Source organism: Deinococcus hopiensis KR-140, from assembly GCF_900176165.1.
Taxonomy (GTDB): domain Bacteria; phylum Deinococcota; class Deinococci; order Deinococcales; family Deinococcaceae; genus Deinococcus; species Deinococcus hopiensis.
Genome location: NZ_FWWU01000009.1, coordinates 3,015,663 through 3,033,391, shown reverse-complemented (window position 1 = coordinate 3,033,391; position 17,729 = coordinate 3,015,663). Strand labels below are relative to the sequence as shown.

Annotated in this window: 20 protein-coding genes; 1 reads left to right on the top strand and 19 read right to left on the bottom strand. The window is 68.2% G+C overall.

The features are described from left to right. Positions 1-2: 2 nt before the first annotated feature. The 11 genes from B9A95_RS28175 to B9A95_RS28135 form a co-directional block, all read right to left on the bottom strand. A complete protein-coding gene (locus tag B9A95_RS28175; protein ID WP_084050623.1) occupies positions 3-587 on the bottom strand; it encodes a Jag family protein in 585 nt (194 codons plus the stop codon). A 120-nt stretch (positions 588-707) separates the two neighbouring features. Then, positions 708-1,292: a peptidylprolyl isomerase gene (locus B9A95_RS28170; RefSeq protein WP_084050622.1), complete on the bottom strand. Its 585-nt coding sequence runs from the start codon at positions 1,290-1,292 to the stop codon at positions 708-710. A gap of 92 nt (positions 1,293-1,384) precedes the next feature. After that, entirely contained in the window at positions 1,385-2,632 is a 1,248-nt protein-coding gene (locus B9A95_RS28165; protein WP_084050621.1) for an aminopeptidase, read from the bottom strand. Positions 2,633-2,672: 40 nt separating this feature from the next. Continuing rightward, complete coding sequence (locus tag B9A95_RS34255) at positions 2,673-2,822, bottom strand: hypothetical protein (protein ID WP_170928792.1); 150 nt, start codon at positions 2,820-2,822, stop codon at positions 2,673-2,675. A gap of 37 nt (positions 2,823-2,859) precedes the next feature. Further along, the gene (locus B9A95_RS34250; protein WP_170928791.1) at positions 2,860-3,036 is read right to left on the bottom strand and encodes a hypothetical protein; all 177 of its coding nucleotides are present in this window, start codon (positions 3,034-3,036) and stop codon (positions 2,860-2,862) included. 825 nt (positions 3,037-3,861) lie between these two features. Beyond that, positions 3,862-4,329, bottom strand: a complete 468-nt coding sequence (locus B9A95_RS28160; RefSeq protein WP_084050620.1) for a tRNA (cytidine(34)-2'-O)-methyltransferase — start codon at positions 4,327-4,329, stop codon at positions 3,862-3,864. Then, the gene (ispF, locus tag B9A95_RS28155) at positions 4,326-4,814 is read right to left on the bottom strand and encodes a 2-C-methyl-D-erythritol 2,4-cyclodiphosphate synthase (RefSeq protein WP_084050619.1); all 489 of its coding nucleotides are present in this window, start codon (positions 4,812-4,814) and stop codon (positions 4,326-4,328) included. The genes B9A95_RS28160 and ispF overlap by 4 nt, the downstream gene beginning before the upstream one ends. A 10-nt stretch (positions 4,815-4,824) precedes the next feature. Continuing rightward, positions 4,825-5,466, bottom strand: coding sequence for an IMPACT family protein (locus B9A95_RS28150; RefSeq protein ID WP_084050618.1), 642 nt, complete (start codon positions 5,464-5,466; stop codon positions 4,825-4,827). Then, complete coding sequence (locus B9A95_RS28145; protein WP_084050617.1) at positions 5,463-6,068, bottom strand: NUDIX domain-containing protein; 606 nt, start codon at positions 6,066-6,068, stop codon at positions 5,463-5,465. The genes B9A95_RS28150 and B9A95_RS28145 overlap by 4 nt, the downstream gene beginning before the upstream one ends. A 64-nt stretch (positions 6,069-6,132) precedes the next feature. After that, positions 6,133-6,840: a hypothetical protein gene (locus tag B9A95_RS28140; protein WP_084050616.1), complete on the bottom strand. Its 708-nt coding sequence runs from the start codon at positions 6,838-6,840 to the stop codon at positions 6,133-6,135. A gap of 210 nt (positions 6,841-7,050) precedes the next feature. Continuing rightward, positions 7,051-7,659, bottom strand: a complete 609-nt coding sequence (locus tag B9A95_RS28135) for a DedA family protein (RefSeq protein ID WP_084050615.1) — start codon at positions 7,657-7,659, stop codon at positions 7,051-7,053. 102 nt (positions 7,660-7,761) lie between these two features. Here B9A95_RS28135 and B9A95_RS28130 point away from each other — a divergent pair, with 102 nt between their 5' ends. Beyond that, complete coding sequence (locus B9A95_RS28130; protein ID WP_084050613.1) at positions 7,762-8,445, top strand: HAD family hydrolase; 684 nt, start codon at positions 7,762-7,764, stop codon at positions 8,443-8,445. Between the two features lie 20 nt (positions 8,446-8,465). On the opposite strand, the gene B9A95_RS28125 is transcribed toward B9A95_RS28130, so the two are convergent. From B9A95_RS28125 to B9A95_RS28090, 8 genes are all read right to left on the bottom strand, one after another. Further along, positions 8,466-9,143 carry an SDR family oxidoreductase gene (locus B9A95_RS28125; protein ID WP_084050611.1) on the bottom strand — a complete coding sequence of 226 codons (678 nt, stop codon included), beginning with the start codon at positions 9,141-9,143 and terminating at the stop codon, positions 8,466-8,468. A gap of 63 nt (positions 9,144-9,206) precedes the next feature. After that, positions 9,207-10,439: a M24 family metallopeptidase gene (locus B9A95_RS28120; protein ID WP_245808528.1), complete on the bottom strand. Its 1,233-nt coding sequence runs from the start codon at positions 10,437-10,439 to the stop codon at positions 9,207-9,209. A 29-nt stretch (positions 10,440-10,468) separates the two neighbouring features. After that, positions 10,469-12,037, bottom strand: a complete 1,569-nt coding sequence (locus B9A95_RS28115) for a DUF4153 domain-containing protein (protein WP_084050609.1) — start codon at positions 12,035-12,037, stop codon at positions 10,469-10,471. Positions 12,038-12,165: 128 nt separating this feature from the next. Continuing rightward, entirely contained in the window at positions 12,166-13,569 is a 1,404-nt protein-coding gene (locus B9A95_RS28110; protein ID WP_084050607.1) for an RtcB family protein, read from the bottom strand. 197 nt (positions 13,570-13,766) lie between these two features. Beyond that, on the bottom strand, positions 13,767-14,351 hold the full coding sequence (locus B9A95_RS28105) for a hypothetical protein (protein ID WP_084050605.1): 585 nt from the start codon (positions 14,349-14,351) through the stop codon (positions 13,767-13,769). Then, entirely contained in the window at positions 14,348-15,214 is an 867-nt protein-coding gene (locus B9A95_RS28100; protein WP_084051030.1) for a CapA family protein, read from the bottom strand. The genes B9A95_RS28105 and B9A95_RS28100 overlap by 4 nt, the downstream gene beginning before the upstream one ends. Then, positions 15,211-17,259: a DUF3160 domain-containing protein gene (locus B9A95_RS28095; protein ID WP_084050603.1), complete on the bottom strand. Its 2,049-nt coding sequence runs from the start codon at positions 17,257-17,259 to the stop codon at positions 15,211-15,213. Before B9A95_RS28095 ends, B9A95_RS28100 begins: the two co-directional genes overlap by 4 nt. A gap of 7 nt (positions 17,260-17,266) precedes the next feature. Then, positions 17,267-17,536: a hypothetical protein gene (locus B9A95_RS28090; protein ID WP_139807016.1), complete on the bottom strand. Its 270-nt coding sequence runs from the start codon at positions 17,534-17,536 to the stop codon at positions 17,267-17,269. Between the last annotated feature and the right edge of the window lie 193 nt (positions 17,537-17,729).

Here is a 17,729-nt window from a genome sequence, read left to right as displayed (position 1 = left end):
GGTTAGGCGTGGCGCGGCTTGATAATCAAGCGCCGGGCCGCGCCCTCGCCCACCGACTCGGTGGTCACGTCGGGATGCTCCTTCAGGGCAATGTGCAGCACGCGCCGCTCGGCGGGGGGCATGGGCTGGAGTTCGTGCGCCTCACCGCTCTTGGCGACCTGCAGGGCCAGCCGCTCGGCCAGCCGGGTGAGGGTATCGGCCTGCCGCCTGCGGAAGCCGCCCACGTCCACCCGCACCCGCAGGTCGCTGCGCCCCGCCTGCTTGGCAAGGACGGTGTAGGCCAGCACTTCGATGGCCCCCAGCGTGCGCCCGTCGCGTCCCGCGAGGCGAGAAGCGTTCTCGCCGCCGATCTCGGCTTCCAGGGCGTCCTCACCCTCGCGCACCTGCACGGTCAGCGTGGGGTCGATGCGGGTGATCAGGCCCTGCAAGAAGCGTTCGAGGACCGCGCTCGGCTCCTCGGGCACGGCTTCGGCAACAGAGGCTGGAAAGGCCGCAACCTCGGGCGCGGGCGGCGGTGTCTCCACATCATCCGCGCCCGAAATGCCCAGCCCCGCCAGGTAGTCGTCGAGGTTCGTGCGGTTGTCCATACCCCGCAGTCTAGCGCGCTGTTCTCACGGCATTCCCACAGAGTAAGCAGAGTGCAGAGAGCCAAAAGAAAAAGGCGGAGGCTTGCGGCTCCGCCTTCTGTCACCCTCTGCGCTCTACCTTTAGCCTTCTGCTTTTTCCACGAGGTACCCCCGCTCGATCACGTCGGGCGTGCCGGGCATGCCCGGCTGGATGCGGGTCAGGCGGTCCAGCACGTCCAGGCCCTCCACCACGCGGCCGAACACGGTGTGCCGTCCGTCGAGGTGGGGGGTGGCGGTGAAGGTGATGAAAAACTGCGAGCCGTTGGTGGCGGGGCCGCGGTTGGCCATGCTCAGCACGCCCTTGCCGCTGTGGCGGTGGGGGTTGTCCACGAACTCGTCCTCGAAGGTGTAGCCGGGGCCCCCCGCGCCGGTGCCGCTGGGATCGCCCGTTTGGGCCATGAAGCCGTCGATGACGCGGTGGAACTTGATGCCGTCGTAGTAGTGGTGACGCAGCAGGTACGCGAACGAGTTCACGGTCACGGGGGCCGCGTCGGCGAACAGCTCAACGACGATGCGGCCCTTGCTCGTCTCCAGCACAGCGCGGTAGCTCTTGCCGGGATCGATGCCCTCGCCGAGTTCGGGCTCCTGCGCGAAGGCGGTCTTGCGCTCGCTGGCGAGTTCGGGGGAGGGGGTGAAGCCTTCGGCGTTGTACTGGTCGGTGGTCATGGGGGCATTGTAACGAGTCACCACTCGCCAGCGTCCAGTCGCCAGGATGCGGAGATACCCTTCTGTTTTTCTGACGGCTGGCCCTGGCGCTTTTACTCCACCACCCACGCCCCCGCCCGCATCAGCGGCTCGCACGTGCCGTCTGCGCGGATGCCGTCCACGTCTGTCTGTGGCGTGCCAATCATCCAGTCCACGTGGATCAGGCTGTCGTTGCCGCCCGCTGCCTTCAGCCCCTGCTCGTCCTCGCCGCCCTCCACGTTGGTGGGGTAGCAGCGGCCCAAGGCGATGTGCGAGGCGGCGTTCTCGTCGAACAGGGTGTTCAGGAAGAGGGTTCCGGTCTGCGCCACCGGGGCGGAGGCGGGCACGAGGGCGATCTCACCGAGGTGGGCCGCGCCCTCGTCGGTGCCGATCAGTTGCCGCAGCGTGGCCTCGCCTCCCTCGGCGTTGATCTCCACCGCCCGGCCGTTCTCAAAGCGCACGCGGATACCGGTGATGAGTTGCCCGCGCGCACTCAGCGGCTTGCTGGCGACGGCCACCCCATTCACGCGCCCGCGGTGAGGCGCAGTGAACACCTCGTCGGTAGGCAGGTTGGGCACACCGCGAATGCCGTTCTTCGCCGTCTCTGCGCCGCCCAGCCAGATGTGACCGTCGGCCAGGCCCACGGTCAGGTCTGTCCCCAGTTCGCTCCTGAGGTGAATGGCCGCGTACTGCCGCCCGTTCAAAAAGGCGGTCAGGCGTTCCAGGCGGTCCAGATGTTCGGTCCACGCCGCCACTGGATCGGGCGTGTCGGCGCGCGTGACGGCAAAAATATCGTTCCACAGCCGCGCGACGGCTTCTTCCTCGGGCAGTTCTGGATAGACCCGGCGTGCCCACGCAGGGGTGCTCATGGCGGCGACGGTCCAGTTGACGTGCATGCCGCCAATGGCCTCGTTGACCTTCCGCATCGCCTGAGAGGTGAGCTTCGAGCGTTGGGCCACCCGGTCTGGGTTGACGCCCGCCAGCAGCGATGGGTCCTCACCCACGATGGCGATAAAGGCGTAGCCGTCCTCCAACAGGTGTTCGCTTTCCTCCGCGAACCACTCGGGGAGAAAATCCACGGCGTTGTCCGCACCGTCCTCGTACAGGGCCAGGTTGAGGTGGGGATCACTGTAATTCGCGCGTACGTCGAGCGCTCCCGCCCGGTAGGCGGCCCGCGCCACCAGCCGCACGAGGGGCGCGGCCTCCAGCGGTGCATTGATGTGTACCTTGCCCCCCTGCGGCAGGTTGACGCCCGTGCGGACGAGCAGTTCGGCGTAGCGGGCGAGCCGGTCTTCAAACGTCTGCGTTGTCGTGGTGGTCATGGCCCTCACTCTAGGGTGGGTGGTCCCGTTTCGGGTTCGGTCACGCGCCAGTACGCGCCCCCTCGCGCGCCAGCAGGCCCGGCAGTTCGCGGCGCAGGGTGGAGCAGTCCCCGTCTCGGCCAGCGCCCCGTTGACCTCGCGCTCGGCGTGGGCCCGGCCCGAACAGCGTGGCGCGCTCCGCCAGGGTCACGGCCCCAGGCGGGGATGCCCCGCTGCCCGCACGGTGGTCATCCCCGCCTCGGTGAGCGGCGCGAGGTGAGGACCGCGGCGGGCGCGATGTTTAGTAGCCGCGCCAGCGCTTCCCCGGGCGGCGGCGCCGTCCAGATCAGCCGCAACAGTGTCGGCCGCGCCGAATGCAGCAGGGCGCGGAAGACGGCAGCGCGGGCATTCAGGTCTGCACGCATGGCCGCGTCTCCTGAGGCCAGGCCCGCTGGTTGCGGGCGAGGAAGCGGCTGGCCGCGTAAATTTCCAGTGCCGCCCGCAGCGTTGCCAGCCGGGCGCTCGCCTGGGCGGCTGCCCCCCTGTCATACAGTTTCCGGATAAGCTATTACATTTCCTCCGCTCCGGTGCTTCCACGCCTCTTCGCCACCGTTTTTCCTGCTCGCTCCGCTTGTATTTCATCACTGCTGAACCGGAATCCTCATCATTCGCTCCGTGTGCCAGCCGCAGGTCCCGCCCGACGTTCGTGAGCAGGCTGTTCATACCGGCCTGGATTGAATCGTTCGCGGGGTAATTCAATCCGAGCAGAGCGGGAAGGAGAGAAACGGGTTGCGGGTGTGGAGTTGGCAAACCGGCGGTCCCCCGGTCTGTTCACCAGACAGGCGGAGCCCGTATCATACGAAACCAAATTGATTCCTATATATGACTATATATGGTGGGGATATAGATCACGTCTGGGAAGACATAAATAGATATGACTCTCATAACCATATGGGTGAGAATCATTATTACTCCGTATCAGACTCCAGCAGCCCGCTGGTTCGTCCGGGTCTGGAGCGGTAGGGTCGGCCCTGTTTTCATTCCGATATCTCTCCGATAGGAGCAGTTGTCAAAAAGAAGTCCTCTTTTTGACCGAGTCCGGCGAGCGGACTTAAATTCGCATGGGGAAGAATGGCGCCGTGAGGGTGCCCCTCCACGTACGGCGCCATTCGGACAAATCCTCTATAAGCTGATTTGAGAAATATCGGAGTGAAGCAGATGGCCTACCCTTGAGCGCTGAGCACCTCCCCTCACCACCCCTCGATCTGCCGCCCCGCCTCGAAGGTTGCAATACCCGCCGCCACTGCCAGATTCAGGCTGCGGCCCCCGCCAGGCTGGGGCAACTTGAGCGTGGGCAGGCCCTCACGCAGCCAGACGGGGAGGCCGCGCGACTCGGGCCCGAACAGCAGGTAATCACCTCGCCGGAAGCCCGCGCGGGTATGGACCTTGGTGGCGTGGGTGGAAAAGGCCCAGACGCGCGCTTCTCCGGGCAGGCCCTCCTGAAAGGCCGTCCAGCTGACGTGCTCGTGAAGCCGCACGCCCTCCATGTAGTCCATGACCGCGCGGCGAAACTCGCGGTCATGCAGGTGGAAGCCGAAGGGGCGAATCAGGTGCAGCTCGGCCCCCAGTACCGAGCAGGTGCGCGCGACGTTGCCCACGTTGCCTGCCTTCTCCGGCTCGAACAGCACGACGTGCAGCAGGGGGAAAGGTCCGCTCACCCTTCCACCCGTGCGAGCAGTACAGTGGCCCGTACCTGTACGTGATCGGGCGCGAGGCCCTCAGAGGTCTTGAAGCTCAAACCCACCTCCGTCTCGGGGAGATTCAGGAGGGCAGACAGGCTGCGGGCGATGTCGCTGCGCAGCGCCCCAAGCTTGGGCCGGTCCAGCGTGACCACCAGGGCGACGTTCACGGGCGCGTACTGCCACTCGCGGACCAGCCCGAGGGTGTGGGCCAGAATCCGGGCCGAGTCCAGCCCCGCGTTCTCAGCGGCGGTGTCGGGGAAATACTGCCCGATATCACCCAGGGCAAGGCCCGAGAGCAGCGCGTCGGCCACCGCGTGGAGCACGGCGTCACCGTCGCTGTGGGCCACCGCGCCGCGCTCGGCGTGGGGAATGGGCACACCGCCGAGAATCAGGGCACGGCCCTCACCCAAACGGTGCGCGTCCTCGCCGTAGCCAACTCGGTAGGGGAGAGGAGAGGTCATGGAGAGAAGTTTAGGCGCTGTGGGCGGAAGCTCCGCCCTCTACCTCTACCTCTGCCGCTCCGCGCGTCGCATTCCTCAGCGCTTCCGAAAACCCTTCCACGTCCTCCGGGTAAAGCTCCACGGGCAACTTGACGCCCAGGGCCGTGTATTCCTCTCCGCCCCGTTCCGCTCCGAAGGTCGCCAGCAGGTGATACAGGGCGCTGAGGTGCTCGAAGGGCACAGCGACGGTGAGGGTCTGCCGGGGCCGCACCTCCAGGCGCGGCGCGGTGCGGAGGCATTCCGCTGCCGTGCCCCCATACGCCCGCACCAACCCCCCTGTACCCAGCTTCACGCCGCCGTAGTAGCGCACCACCACCACCGTGACGTGATCCACGCCCTGCCCATCGGTGGCCCGCAGGATAGGTGCCCCCGCCGTGCCCCCCGGTTCGCCGTCATCGCTGAAACGGTAAGCGGCCCCGATGCGGTACGCCCAGCAGTGGTGGGTGGCGTCCGGGTAGCGTTCGCGCAGGGCCGAGAGCACGGTCAGCGCCTCCTCGGGAGAGTCGGCGCGCTCGGCAAAGGCCAGAAACTCGCTGTCCTCCACCACGGCGTTAAAGCGGTGCGGGGCCGCGAGGGTGGTGAAAGGAGCGGGAAGACCGGCAGGCGGAGTCACAGCAGGCCGCGCTCCACGAGAAAGCGCCGGGCGTGCCACAGCGTCAGGCTGCTCGCGCCGTCGGCGATCTCGCCCGTCTCCAGCATCCGGTAGGCCTCGCGCAGGGGCAGCACCACCCGCTCAATGACCTCGCTGTCCTCGTGGGCCGTGTCGCCCAGGGTCACGCCAAGGGCGAGCAGGGGGTAAAACACCACCCCGCTGATGCTCGGCTGCGGGTAGAAACCGGGCAGGGGCAGCCACTCGGCGGCCACGCCGCCCACCTCCTCGGCCAGTTCGCGGGTGGCGGCGGCGTGCAGGTCCTCGCCCCGCTCCACGCCGCCCGCCACCACTTCCCAAACCGTGGCCCGCAGGGGGTATCGGTACTGGCGGATCAGCACGGCCTCGCCCGCCACCGTGACCGGCAGCACGAAGACGGCGCGAGGACCGCGCGGCCGGTACTGGTACACCGCTTCCCCGCCGGAGGGCGTCTGCACCCGGTCTTCGAGCACCACCCGGAAGCCGTCCACGAGGACGCGCGACGAGAGGGTCTTCCAGGGCTGCGCCCCACCCGGCGCGAGGCTTACCCAGTTGGGATGCTCGGGGTTGAGGGGCGCGTCGCTCATGGAATCAGGCTAGCGTACCCGAACAGGCCGGGCCACCGCCCGTCTGGGCGAGGTCAGCGCCACGTCAGTGGTGCGTTCTCCCCTCCTCTTCCTCCAGCACGCGGCGCAGTTCGCGCAAGCGGTCCAGGGACTGCCTCGCCTGTTCCTCCTGGGCTTCACTCAGCCGGGCCAGGATAAGACGCAGCTGGGTTTCTACCTCGCCCTGCGCCTCGGTGTGCGGGCGGGTGCCGGGGGGAATGGTGCCCAGCATCTCCACGGCTTCCCGCGCCCGGTGGGGCAGTTGCCGCAACCCGTAACCCTGCCGTGACGCAATGGCTTCCTCAGGAAGGGAGATGGCGTCGATTTGGGCGAGGAGGGAGATGAGTTGGGGGGGGAGCGGGGCAGGAACCGGGACGGCCCTGGTTGGAGGCGTAGCTGGAGGAGTGGAGCTGGCCGGCCCGAAAGGCCGCTTAGGTTGAAGCGAGATGATGACGGCGAGCAGGGCCAGGCCAACCAGAACGGGCCAGCCTTGCCAGATCAGCAGGAGAAGGGCGGTGCAGACGAAGATGAAGATTCGCGGCGCTCCTGGACCGTGTATTGAGTGCGGGGAATTCCCCGCACTCTTCTTGACACGCGTTGCCTGCGTTGCGCCACGGTGCTGTTCTCGCCACGTGTTGAGCGCGATCACGCCTTCCAACGTCAATTCGTACTGACCCAAAAAGGGCCAGAGGGCGGTTCCCGGGCGGCCCGCAAGCAGCTGGCGGCCGCAAAGGTCCTTGAAAAGAGACCGCATTGTCCCTCCTGGCGGCGAACCCTTCTCCTGAACGGCTTCCAGAACTCGGGCCTCTTCCGTCGTCAACCCGCGGCGTGGGGCTGAATCAGGTTCGGAGGTTTCGGCCTCCAGGGGGGACGCGGACAGGTCCGGCATTGCGCCATTGTGCGCCTGCCTGTGCTCCGGCTGCAGCGCAGATTCGGCGGTGTTACGCAGAGCGTACCGGGAACCCTAGCTCTCCGTGTGCCCCCGCTTGCGCTTGAGGAAGAACCACACGGCGGCCGCGACCAGTCCCACGAGGACGACCTTGGAGATGGGGCCGAGGTACTGCTCCACCCGGTCGTAGTGCTCGCCCAGCAGGTAGCCCGCTCCAGCCAGGGCCGCCGTCCAGAGGCCCGAGCCCAGCGCGCTGTAGAGCAGGAACTTGGGCAGGGGCATCTCGCTCATGCCCGCGGGGAGGCTGAGCAGGCTGCGGACGCCCGGGATCAGGCGGCCGAACAACACGGCCTTACTGCCGTGCTCGTCGAACCAGTCGTCGGCGTACTTCACGTCCTTGCCGCTCAGGGTCAGCCACTTGCCGTACTTGTCGGCCCAGCCGATCACCCGTTTTTCCCCGAAGGCGCGCCCGATGTAATACAGGGGCAGGGTACCGAGCACGCTGCCCAGGGTGCCCGAGGCGATCACCAGGGCGAGGTTGAGCTTGCCCCGCGACGCCGCGAAGCCCGCCGACGGCATAATCAACTCGCTGGGAATGGGTGGAAAGAGGTTTTCCAGGACCATCAGCAGCACGATGCCCAGGTACCCCATGCTGTTCATCAGGTGCTGTATCCAGTCGGCCATGGAGGCAGCCTAGCGGCAAAGCTGGGGGCGAAACGTCCACCGAAAGTACACGTGAACATCTGCCTGACGCCCGCCCCACACCTGGCCCCCTAGACTGCCAGCATGGTCGCCCGCCCTCCAATGCCCGATGCACGGCCCCTGCGCGCCGTGGTCTTCGACTTCGACGGCACAATTCTCGACACCGAGACCCGTGAGTTTCACCACTGGCAGCAGCTTTACCGTGAGCATGGCCGCGAACTGGGCCTCGCTGACTGGCAGCGCGGAATCGGCACCTGGGACGCCTTCGATCCCTGGGCGGGCTTGCCGGACCACGTGCGGGCAGACCGGGAGGCGGTCAGGTCTGCGCTACACGAACGCATCGTTTCCGACATAGCCGGGCAGGACCTGCGCCCCGGGGTGCGGGAGGTGCTGGAAGCTGTGCGCCGCGCTGGACTGCGCCTTGCCCTTGCCACGAGCAGTGACCGCGCCTGGGTCACGCGCTGGATGGAGCAGCACGGCCTGGCCGAACTGTTCGAGGTGATGGTGACGCGGGACGACGTGCGCCGGGTCAAGCCCGATCCCGAACTGTATGTGCTGGCCGCCGAGCGCCTGGGTCTCGGGACGGGGGAATGTGTGGCCGTGGAAGACAGCCTGAACGGAGCCACAGCTGCGGTGGCTGCCGGAATGCGCGTGGTGGTGGTGCCCAACGATGTGACGCGTACGCAGCCCTTTCCGCCCACGTGGCCACGACTGGACGACGGGTACGCAGGCGGACTGGGGGCGCTGCTGCGCGCGGCAGAAGGCTAAAGGCCCTTTGCCCGCTGCCCTCAGCTGTCCGGATAGATTTTGAGTTCCGTCACGTGCGCCCGGTCCGGCCGGGTCAGGGCGTGGCCGACGCTCTTGGCAAGGCCGCGCGGATCGATCAGGTCGTCCCAGTCCATGCCCGCCTCGCGGTTTTTGGGCGTGTCGATGGCCCCCATCGGGTACAGCACGCAACCGCGCACGCCCCGGCCCTTGAGTTCGTCGTGCAGGCTGAGGACGTAGGCGGCGACGGCAGCCTTGCTGGCGGTGTAGAGCGCCGCTTTCGGCCCACTCATGCGGGCGGCCTGACCGGCGCTCACGCCGATGATCATGCCGTCCTTTTGCCGCAGCATGTGGGGCAAGACGCCCTGTACGGCGTGAAAGAGGGTCAGCATGTTCGTGTCGAACATCGCGCGCAAGTCGTCGGTGGTCGCCTTGTGGGCGTCGCCCATCGCAAAGCCGCCCGCCGTGTGGACGAGGGCGTCCACCTTCACTTTGCGCAGCGCGTCCACGCTGGAGGGGTCGCTGAGGTCAAGGTCCAGCACCTCCGCAGCGGGGCCGCGGTAGGCGGCCTTTGCCAGCGCCTCGCCTCGTCCGACAAGGACGAGCTGCGCGCCGGCGTCCTCCAGTTCCTGGGCAATGGCGGTGGCGAGCGCGCCGCCCGCTCCGGTCAACATGATGGTGGAGGAGCCGAGGTTCGCCATGCCCACAGATTAGCGGGGTGTGGACTTCAGGCAATCTTAATGGGAGCTTTCAGCTGGCGGCCATCAGTCCAGCGCCGCTGCCCGCACGTCTTCCCACTTGCCCTCGCCCAGAATGAAGGGCCTGCGCTGCACGTCGGTGGTGACCTGCGGACCCCCGGGAGACAGAAACACGTCCACCTCGGTGCGGATGCCGAAGCCCTTCTCTCGCGGGTAGGTGCCGGGCTCTACAGTCACGGCCAGCCCCGGCGTGAGGGTACGGGTGTCGCGCGTCTCGTAGTCGTCGAGGTTTGCGCCCGAACCGTGTATCTGCACGCCGAGATCGTGCCCCGTCCGGTGGACGAAAAAAGCTCCCCAGTCCGGTCCCATCGCGTCCCGGGCAGCGCGGTCGAGTTCCCAGCCTTGCAGGTGGCCCCAGCCCTCGGCGGCGTGCCGCTCCTGAAGGCGCACCAAGGCGGCGTCTCTCGCTCCGCGCACCGCCTCCCACGCCTCCAGGTACTCGGCGGAAGGCTGGCCCGCGTGGCCTACCCAGGTCACGTCTGCGAAGGGGCGGCCCTCCTCCTGCGCCCACAGGTCGATCAGCACGCACTCACCGGGGCGGAGCGCCGCGTTCTTCTCGCCCTCCGGCTGGTAGTGGGGATCGGCGGCATTCGCCCCGAAGCTCACGTTGACGGGGTGGCCGCTCGTCATGCCCGCCTCCTGGATGGCCCGCTCGATCACGGCCTGTGCGTCCAACTCGGTGACGGCTTCCCCAGTTTTCAGCCGTTCGTGGATCAGGCGGAACGCGCCGTCCTTGGCGCGCATCAGCACGTCGGCGGCCCGGCGGTGGGCGGCCAGGTCCTCGTCTGTCCACGCGAGGAAGGACTGGAGGAGATCCGCGCTGCTCACCACGTCTGCCGCACCCGCCGCCCGCACCCGCTCCAGCGTTCCAGCATCCACCCGGCTGATGTAGGGCACGGCACCCTGGGGGCTGTACTCCATCGCCACCGTCTTGCCCGCCACCACCTCGCGCAGCGCGGCGTCCAGCTCGGCATGGGAACCGAAGGGCCGGCGCTCCACGTCCCAGCCCGCCGTCAAGGTGGCCCAGGTGCCGCCCTCAATGTGGTTGTGAAGCAGCGCGGCCCCGCCTTCACGCGGCACCCACACGAAGAACCTCCGGGTGAGGTGCGCTCCGGCGGGCAGCGCCAGCACGGTGCGGGCGTGGGGATTGAGGCCCTGAAAGTCGTACATCAGCCAGCCATCAAGCGAGGTGGCCTGGAGGGCTCCGCGCATCTTCTGAATGGGGGAGGAGGAGGTCATGGGGGCAGGATACGGCGCGGGCAGCGGATTCAGCGGGAAAGCGTCCGCGTCATCGTCCGCGCCCGCGCATAGCTCGCGTTCCACACCCGCAGGTCGCGCGCGCCCCGATACGCATCCTCCAGGCGGCGCAGGACCGTCTCCCGGTCATTCCCGCAGTGCTCGGCAAAACCACACCCGCGCGTCAACGTCTCCAGATGGCCCAGCACCACGGGTACGGCGTCTGCGCCCAGACGCAGCAACTCGTCCACGTTTGCCTGCTGGGGCGTGCGGCGCAGGTCGTTGGTCACGGCGGCGGTCTGTCGGTTCACGTTGACGCGGGCGATCACGGCACCGGGACTCAGCGCCGTGGTTGCCAGCAAGACCGTAAATCCCGCCACCAGCGCCGGATACGCGAAGCGCTGCAGGTCTCCGCGCCACAGCCCCCACGCCAGCCACCCCAGCGCCAGCACCAGCCAGATCAGAAAGGCCGCGCCCAGCACGCGGATTTCACTCAGGCCGTAGGCCAGGGTATACAGCCGCCAGCGGTTGGCTGCGCTCAGCAGAATCAGGGCCAGCGGTCCCAGCACCGCGAGGTTGAGCGCGCGGTAGCCGGACCGGGTGCGCTCGGCCTCGCGCGTGACCCCGTGCGCGCCCAGCAGCAGCGCGAGCGTCAGGAGGGCCACGTTCAGCAGTTCTGTAAAGCCCCGGCGCACATAATCGGCGAAGGTCAAGCCCTCCGGCAGCGAGGTTCCGCTCAGGAAATACGGAAGCTGCGTGCCCAGAAAGACCACGAACAGCACCCCGAGCGACCCCAGCGGCACCCCCACCTCGATCAGCCCCAGCCGCTGCCACGAAGCCTGGGTCTGGGCGGGAAAGAGCGTGGGCCGCAGCGCCATCAGGGCCGGGTATACCAGGCCGCCCGCAAAGGTTCCCCAGCCCAGCAGCTTGAAGACCGTCTCGGCGAAACCGTCCAGCCGCCAGTCGAACAGGTGTGACGCCAGCCGGGCAAATCCAGCGTCCGCTCCCGCCAGCAGCCCGCCGAACACCAGCAGCACGGGCGCGGTCAGCAGCAGGCCCACGCCGGCGCGGCCCGCGCCCCTGCCTTCCCGAACCTTCAGCCTCGCCCACGGAAAGCGTTCCAGCAGCGCGAGTGGGCCGTACCCGAAGCGCAACCCACCCGTGGAGGCCACGCCGATGAGTCTGCCCACGCTGGCCGTGCCCATCCCCGGAAAGCGCAGGCCCGCCGCTCCCAGCACCAGCGCGAGCAGCAGCGCCAGCACGTTGATCAACAGAAACAGTGGCGGCAGGTCCCAGAGGGCAAACGTCAGGGCAAAGGCCAGCGCCAGGGCCAGCAGCGTCGCCCCCTCCCGCGACACCACCGCGCCCTTGCGCCCCGCCAGCGTCAGCGCCGCGCCGACAAACAGTCCCACCCACAGGGTCACGTTCAGTCCGAACCTGCCCCCGGTGCCCACCGTCAGCCCGTGTGCCGCGAGGGCCAGCCCGGCGGCCACCAGCAGCGGCGTGGCGGCCAGCGGCGGGCGCGGAAGGCTGGGCGGCCGCGGTGCGGGAACAACGGGGGGCGTGACCTGTGCGGGAGCGGCGGAGTCTCGTTCGGTCATGGCAGCACCGTACCGGGGAGGTTGTGGGCGCGTCGTCCGCCTTTGGAGGGAGCCCCGTAGCCCAAACGGAAGGGGTCCGCCCCAGGTCTCCCCAGGCCGGACGTTCCTTTGCTGGCGGTGGACCGCTGCTACACGTCCTCGCTGCCCGTGTCCATCCGCACCACGCGCGGCGTGAACTGCCCCACCACGTCCACGAGGTCGCTCTGGCGGGCGATAACCTGCTCGATGCGCTTGTACGCCTGCGGGGCCTCGTCGATCCCGCCGCCGATCAGGGTAATCCCACGCTCCCTCAGGTACGCCTGCACGTCGCGCTTGGCGAGGGTGTTGGCCGCCGCCTTGCGCCCCAGCTGTCGACCCGCGCCGTGGCTCGCGCTCGCCAAGGCTTCGGCATTGCCCCGCCCCCGCACCACGAAGCCGGGGTCCGCCATGCTGCCCGGAATCAGGCCGAGTTGCCCGGCCTCGGCGGGGGTGGCTCCCTTGCGGTGAACGATGCGCTCCTCACCGCCCACCAGCTGTTTCCAGGCGAGGTTGTGGCTGTTGCTGACCTGCACCAGCGGCTTGACGCCCAGCGCACGGGCCAGCCGGGCGTGGATCAGGTCGTGGTTCGCCAGCGCGTAGCGGCCCGCCAAGTTCATCGCTTGCCAGTAGCCTTGCCCGGCCTCGGTGTCCAGGGGCAGCCAGGCGAGCTTGCGCGCAGCAGGATCGAGGTTGGGATGCAGGTCCTGCGCCGTTTTGGTGTAGTGGTTCGCCACCTGCGCCCCGAAGCCGCGCGAGCCGCTGTGCGACAGCACCGCCAGGTATTCGCCCGCTTCCAGGTCCAGGTCGGCCTGCCCCAGCGAGAAGGTTCCGAACTCGACAAAGTGGTTGCCACTGCCCGACGTGCCGATCTGCTCGGCGGCCTTGTCATAGAGGTGGCGCAGGATGGACTGTTCGCGCCAGGTTTCCTCGTGCAGCACCTCGTGGTCGCCGCGTACGTTCTTCTCGAAGCTCACGCCCGCGCCGAAGCGCGTGTGCTTGAGCAGCAGGGCGCGGGCCTCGTCGGTGCTCAGCCCGTTCGCCGCGAGGGGCAGCACGCTGAGCATCATCGAGCAGCCGATGTCCACGCCCACGCCGTAGGGAATCACGGCGTCTTCCGTCGCCAGCACGCCGCCGATGGGCAGGCCGTAACCGACGTGTGCGTCGGGCATCAGCGCGCCTGTGCGGCTGATGGGGAGGCGCATCGCCACGTCCATTTGCGCTGTGGCCCCGGGTTCGATCAGGTCCTCTCCCCAGATGCGGTAGGGCAGGGGGGTGGGGCGCAGGGCCTCACCCTGGCGCGCGCGGTTCTTGGCGTTCTGCGCGGCCAGTTCCCGCGCGAGGTCCGCGTAGACTCCGCCCGAGAGGTACGCCTCCGGATTGTCCTTGACGGCGTACAGCTCGCTCAAAATGTCGTCACGGCCCAGCCCCGCACGTTCGCGTGCCGTCGCCGCCGTCAGGGCCAGGGCGATTGCCTTCTTCTCGAAGCCCAGCTTCGTGATCTGTTTTCCGTTCATGTCTTTAGCCTGCCTGCGCCCCATGTGGCGCGGTGTTCAGCCGGGGGCATTCCCCCAAACTGAGAATTCACGTTTCGTGTCTTGCCGGTCACCTTCGGGATCTGCCGAATGCCGCCTCTCGCCCTCCCTTTGCCTTCTTTTCCCGACTCTCGCGCTTGAAGGGGCGCCGGGGCATCGGCCAGGTGGCGCACGCAGGGTCAGCGCACGGCAGGCCTTCCGGCGGAGTCCACGGTCACTTCCCGTGCTTTCAGGGTCACGCGGCGTTCCAACCGAAACCCGAAGCCTGTCCACGTCCATTCGCTCAGGGCGGCGGCAGGAGCGAAGCGTCCGGCCCGGTACGTGCCTTCCAGCGCCACGAGGCGATGGTCTGGAAGCACCGTCAGGGCGGTCACGGGCCGAAAGAGGGCGCTGCCGATCCACACTTTCCGGTACATCCCGCCCGGCCCCGGTTTGAGGACAGCCACATGGGCGCTGTCCCCACCCACGTCGTGGTTGGCAGTGATGGGGGACTTGGCGGCGGACCACCGCCGGATGGGCCAGTCGCGCCAGGGCCGCCACAGCGCCAGCACGCACTCGGGCTGACCGTCGCCCGTCACGTCGGCATAGACCGAGGAGCGCACAGCCCAGGTCGCGGGCAGCTGCAGGCGTGGACACGCCAGGGGTGGACGCAGGGCTCCGGTGGGCGTGAGGGTGCCTCCCGGCTCGACACTGCGCCATCCGCCTTCCGCACCTCCCGCAAGGGCGACTCCGGCAAGCAGGAGGGCGAGGTAGACCCGCCTCATCTCGCCTCCGTGCAGGCGGGCAAACCGAGCCGGGCGAGGGCTTTGGCCCGTTCCTTCCCCGGAGCGGGGGTCACCCGTCCGGCCCGGTAGCGCGTGGGGACGGCGCAGGCGTGAATTCCGTCTTCCTCCACCGTCACCCGGACCACCGCGCCCAGACGGGCCAGGGGATACGGCTGGTCCAGCAGCAGGTTGCCCAAGCTGTAGAGCACCAGCGTGGTGCCGATTCGCTCCGTGCCCTGAAGCACGTGCGGCCCACTGCCCACGATGAGCGTTGCGCCTGCCGCTGCGAGTTGCCGGGCGAGCAGGCGCTGCCGGTCCGTGACCGGCCCATACTCCGCGCCCCAGTGAACGCCCACGACGACGCGGGCCCGCCGCGCTCCTTCACGGATGGCCGCGAGGGGCGGTGGGGTATGCCCATCGTTAAAAAAAGCGATCCACGCGACGGAAATGCCCTTCACCTGGGTCACGGTCAATGCTCGCGTCACGGGGAGAATGCCCGCCCGCCGCAACGTCCCCCGCGTTTCCACCCGTCCCGCCTCCCCACCGTCTTGGGCATGGTTGTTCTCCACCCCCATCAATGCAAAGGGGGCCAGCGCCGCCACGCCAGAGGGGGAAGCCCGGAGGTCGATCCCCTTCGCTCGGTACGGCGCGACGGTCAGTGGAGATTCGAGATTGCCGTAGGTCACGTCTGCGCGCAGGGCGTCGCTCACGCCGGACAGGGCCGTTTCCCAGTGTCCGGCGTTTTGACTTGCCACGCCCCGCGCCACGCTTACGTCGCCGGCGAAGGCGAGGGTCAGCGTTCCAGGCTCCCGCCCACCGGACGTGAGGACCAGCGCGAGGAAGACGGCCGGCCCCGCCCTCACTTCACGACGATGCCGCGCAGCCACGGATGCATGGGGGGCAGCTGCCCCGCCTTCAGCCGCGTGCGCCACACCTCGTCGGTCAGGCGGCCGGAGAGGGACACGGTGAATTCGTACTGCGAGTACACACCGCCGCGGGCGATCTGGATGCCGCCTCTGCCGTCGGGTACGACGGCGTACAGCTCGTGAATCGTGCCCGTGCCCTCCTCCAGCACGCGGCCCCCGCCGCCGTCCGTCGCCACGTCGGCCACCACGCCCGCGTAGGGCGGCTCGTCGAAGGTGGGCGTGCCTCCGTCCTCCGTGTCCTGCGGATCGGTGCTGGCAAGCTTCATCTGCTCCAGCCAGCCGCCGTAGAAGTGAAGGCGGTCATACTCGTCGCGCGTCAGCGCCTTGCCCGCCAGTTCTCGCCCTGTGGCTGACTGCAGGAAGGTCAGCATGTCGCGCAGTTCGTCCAGGTTGTTCGCCGTGCGCCCGGACAGAATCTTCTGGTCTTTCAGCACCTTGCGCGTCAGGGCCTCCAGCGTGAGCAGGCGGGACCACACCTGCGTGTTCGGTTCCACGTAGCCGCGCGGGTGTTCCGGTTCCTCGCCCGCGCCCATCTCCGCCATGACCTGCTTGGCGTACAAGATGGTGTCGTGCCGCAGTTCGGTCCAGGAGCCCAGGCCGGTCAGCAACTCCTTGCGGGTCCAGGCGGGTGTGCGCATAAAGGCCGGGTAGCGGGCGTCGCGCGCTTCGGGCTGGGCAAAGGCTTGCAGGACGTACAGCCAGCCGCTGTAGAGGTTGGCGTTCCAGTCGGTGGGCTTCAGGGCCGTGAACTGACCGCGCGTCTTTTTCATCTGCGCCTCGTAGTTCGCGTATCTCGCCTCGCCCAGCTTTCGCAATTCGGAGAGGGCCGCGCCGCTGCCCATCGCCGCGAAGAGGTCCAGACCACGGGGCAGGGTGCGGGGGGACTGCTCGGCGCCCACCTCGCGGTAGATCAGTTGCTGAAAGGCCGCCCCGTCCAACGTGAAGCGCTGCCCCATCAACCGGAAGCCCAGCGTCTCGCGCTGGCGCGCGTCCACGCCCTCGCCAGGCTTCGCTACCGTGAAAACGCTGTTCACGTGGGGCGGCGGCAGCTTGGCGAGCGCGCCCTGAAAGGCGTTCAGCGTCGCCGCCTGCCCCAGTTTGCGGATATCGCCCCCCGTGACGCTCTTGAGCACCGACGCGAACTGCCGGTAATTCAGGTCGTCGCTCGCGCCCACGAGCAGCACCGTGGGGTCATACACCCGGGCCCAGAGTTTTTGCGCCTCGGCATTGCCCGTCAGCACCCGGGTCACGAGGGCCGCCGTCCGCGCTTCCGCAGGCTCCTGCACCCGCAGGTTCATGTGGCCCAGCCACATCATGGAGCGGAAGTAGCGCTTCAAGGCCTCCGAACGGGTGTAGTGCCCGCGCGGCACGTACTGGGAATAATCCTCGATCATCTTGCTGTCCGCGAAGATGGGCGAAGCGCTCAGCCCACTGTGCGCGTCAATCAGCTTCAACTCGGCGTTGACCAGCGGCGCGACTTCGGTGGGCACGGTGGCGGCAGGATCGGCCAGCTTCTGCGCTGCGGCGAGGTAGGCCAGGGCGCGGCGGGCGTCGGCCTCCAGGGGCGTGCCCTTCAGAGATTGGAACTGCTTGCGGGCATCGGCCACAAGCAGCGTGGTCATCCGCCGCGCCGCCGGAGCCAGCGACTCGCGCTCCAGATCACGCAGCAGTTTGTCAAACACCAGGTGGTAGATGTGCAGCACCGAATCCGTGGTCACGAACACGGGCTGTTCGGCGTAGCGGGTGGCCTCGTACACTGCGTCGAACTGCCGCCAGTCGGCTGGAGCGATCACAAAGCCCTGCCGGGACAGCGCCGCGCGTTGCGAGGGGTTCAGGGCGGGCAACTCCGCGTCCTTGTCGCCCTTCAGCATCCCCGGATTTTTTACCGTCGTGAGGTTGACGGGGAGGCGGTAGGTGGAAGCCGCGCCCGCAGAACTCGCCAGGGTCAGCAGCAGGGTCAGGGCCGGGAGGCGTAGGGACATAGAGGCATTACACACTGAAAGTGTGGGGGATGTCACCCTGGGGGGCCCGACGATCAAACGCCTTTTTGCTTCTGCTCCCGGCCTTCGCGCCGATTCGCGTCTGCGCCCATTCCTCCACCTCTTCCGGGTGCAGCTGTTCCGGGCAGTCAAGCAGACGCTTCCCGTCGCCTTCGGCCCAGTCCTTCAGCGGTGGGCGGCGGCGTGGAGGCGGAGCATCCGCAAAGAAGGCGCGGAGTTCCACCCTATGGGGAGCAGCGTGGCCCAGGCGTGCTTGCAAATGGCGTTGTGTTCGTCTGGACAAAAACAGCAGACGCGCCCCGCCTTCAGGTCCACGGTGACGCGGTGGGGCGTGTGGCGGCGGGCCCTGCACCCAGGCGTGAAAGGTCTCTCCCTCACGGTGCAGGGGCCCGGCCTCTCCGAGCAGCAGCTCACCCCGCCCGCGGACCTTCGGGCTGGCGGGCGGGGTGAGC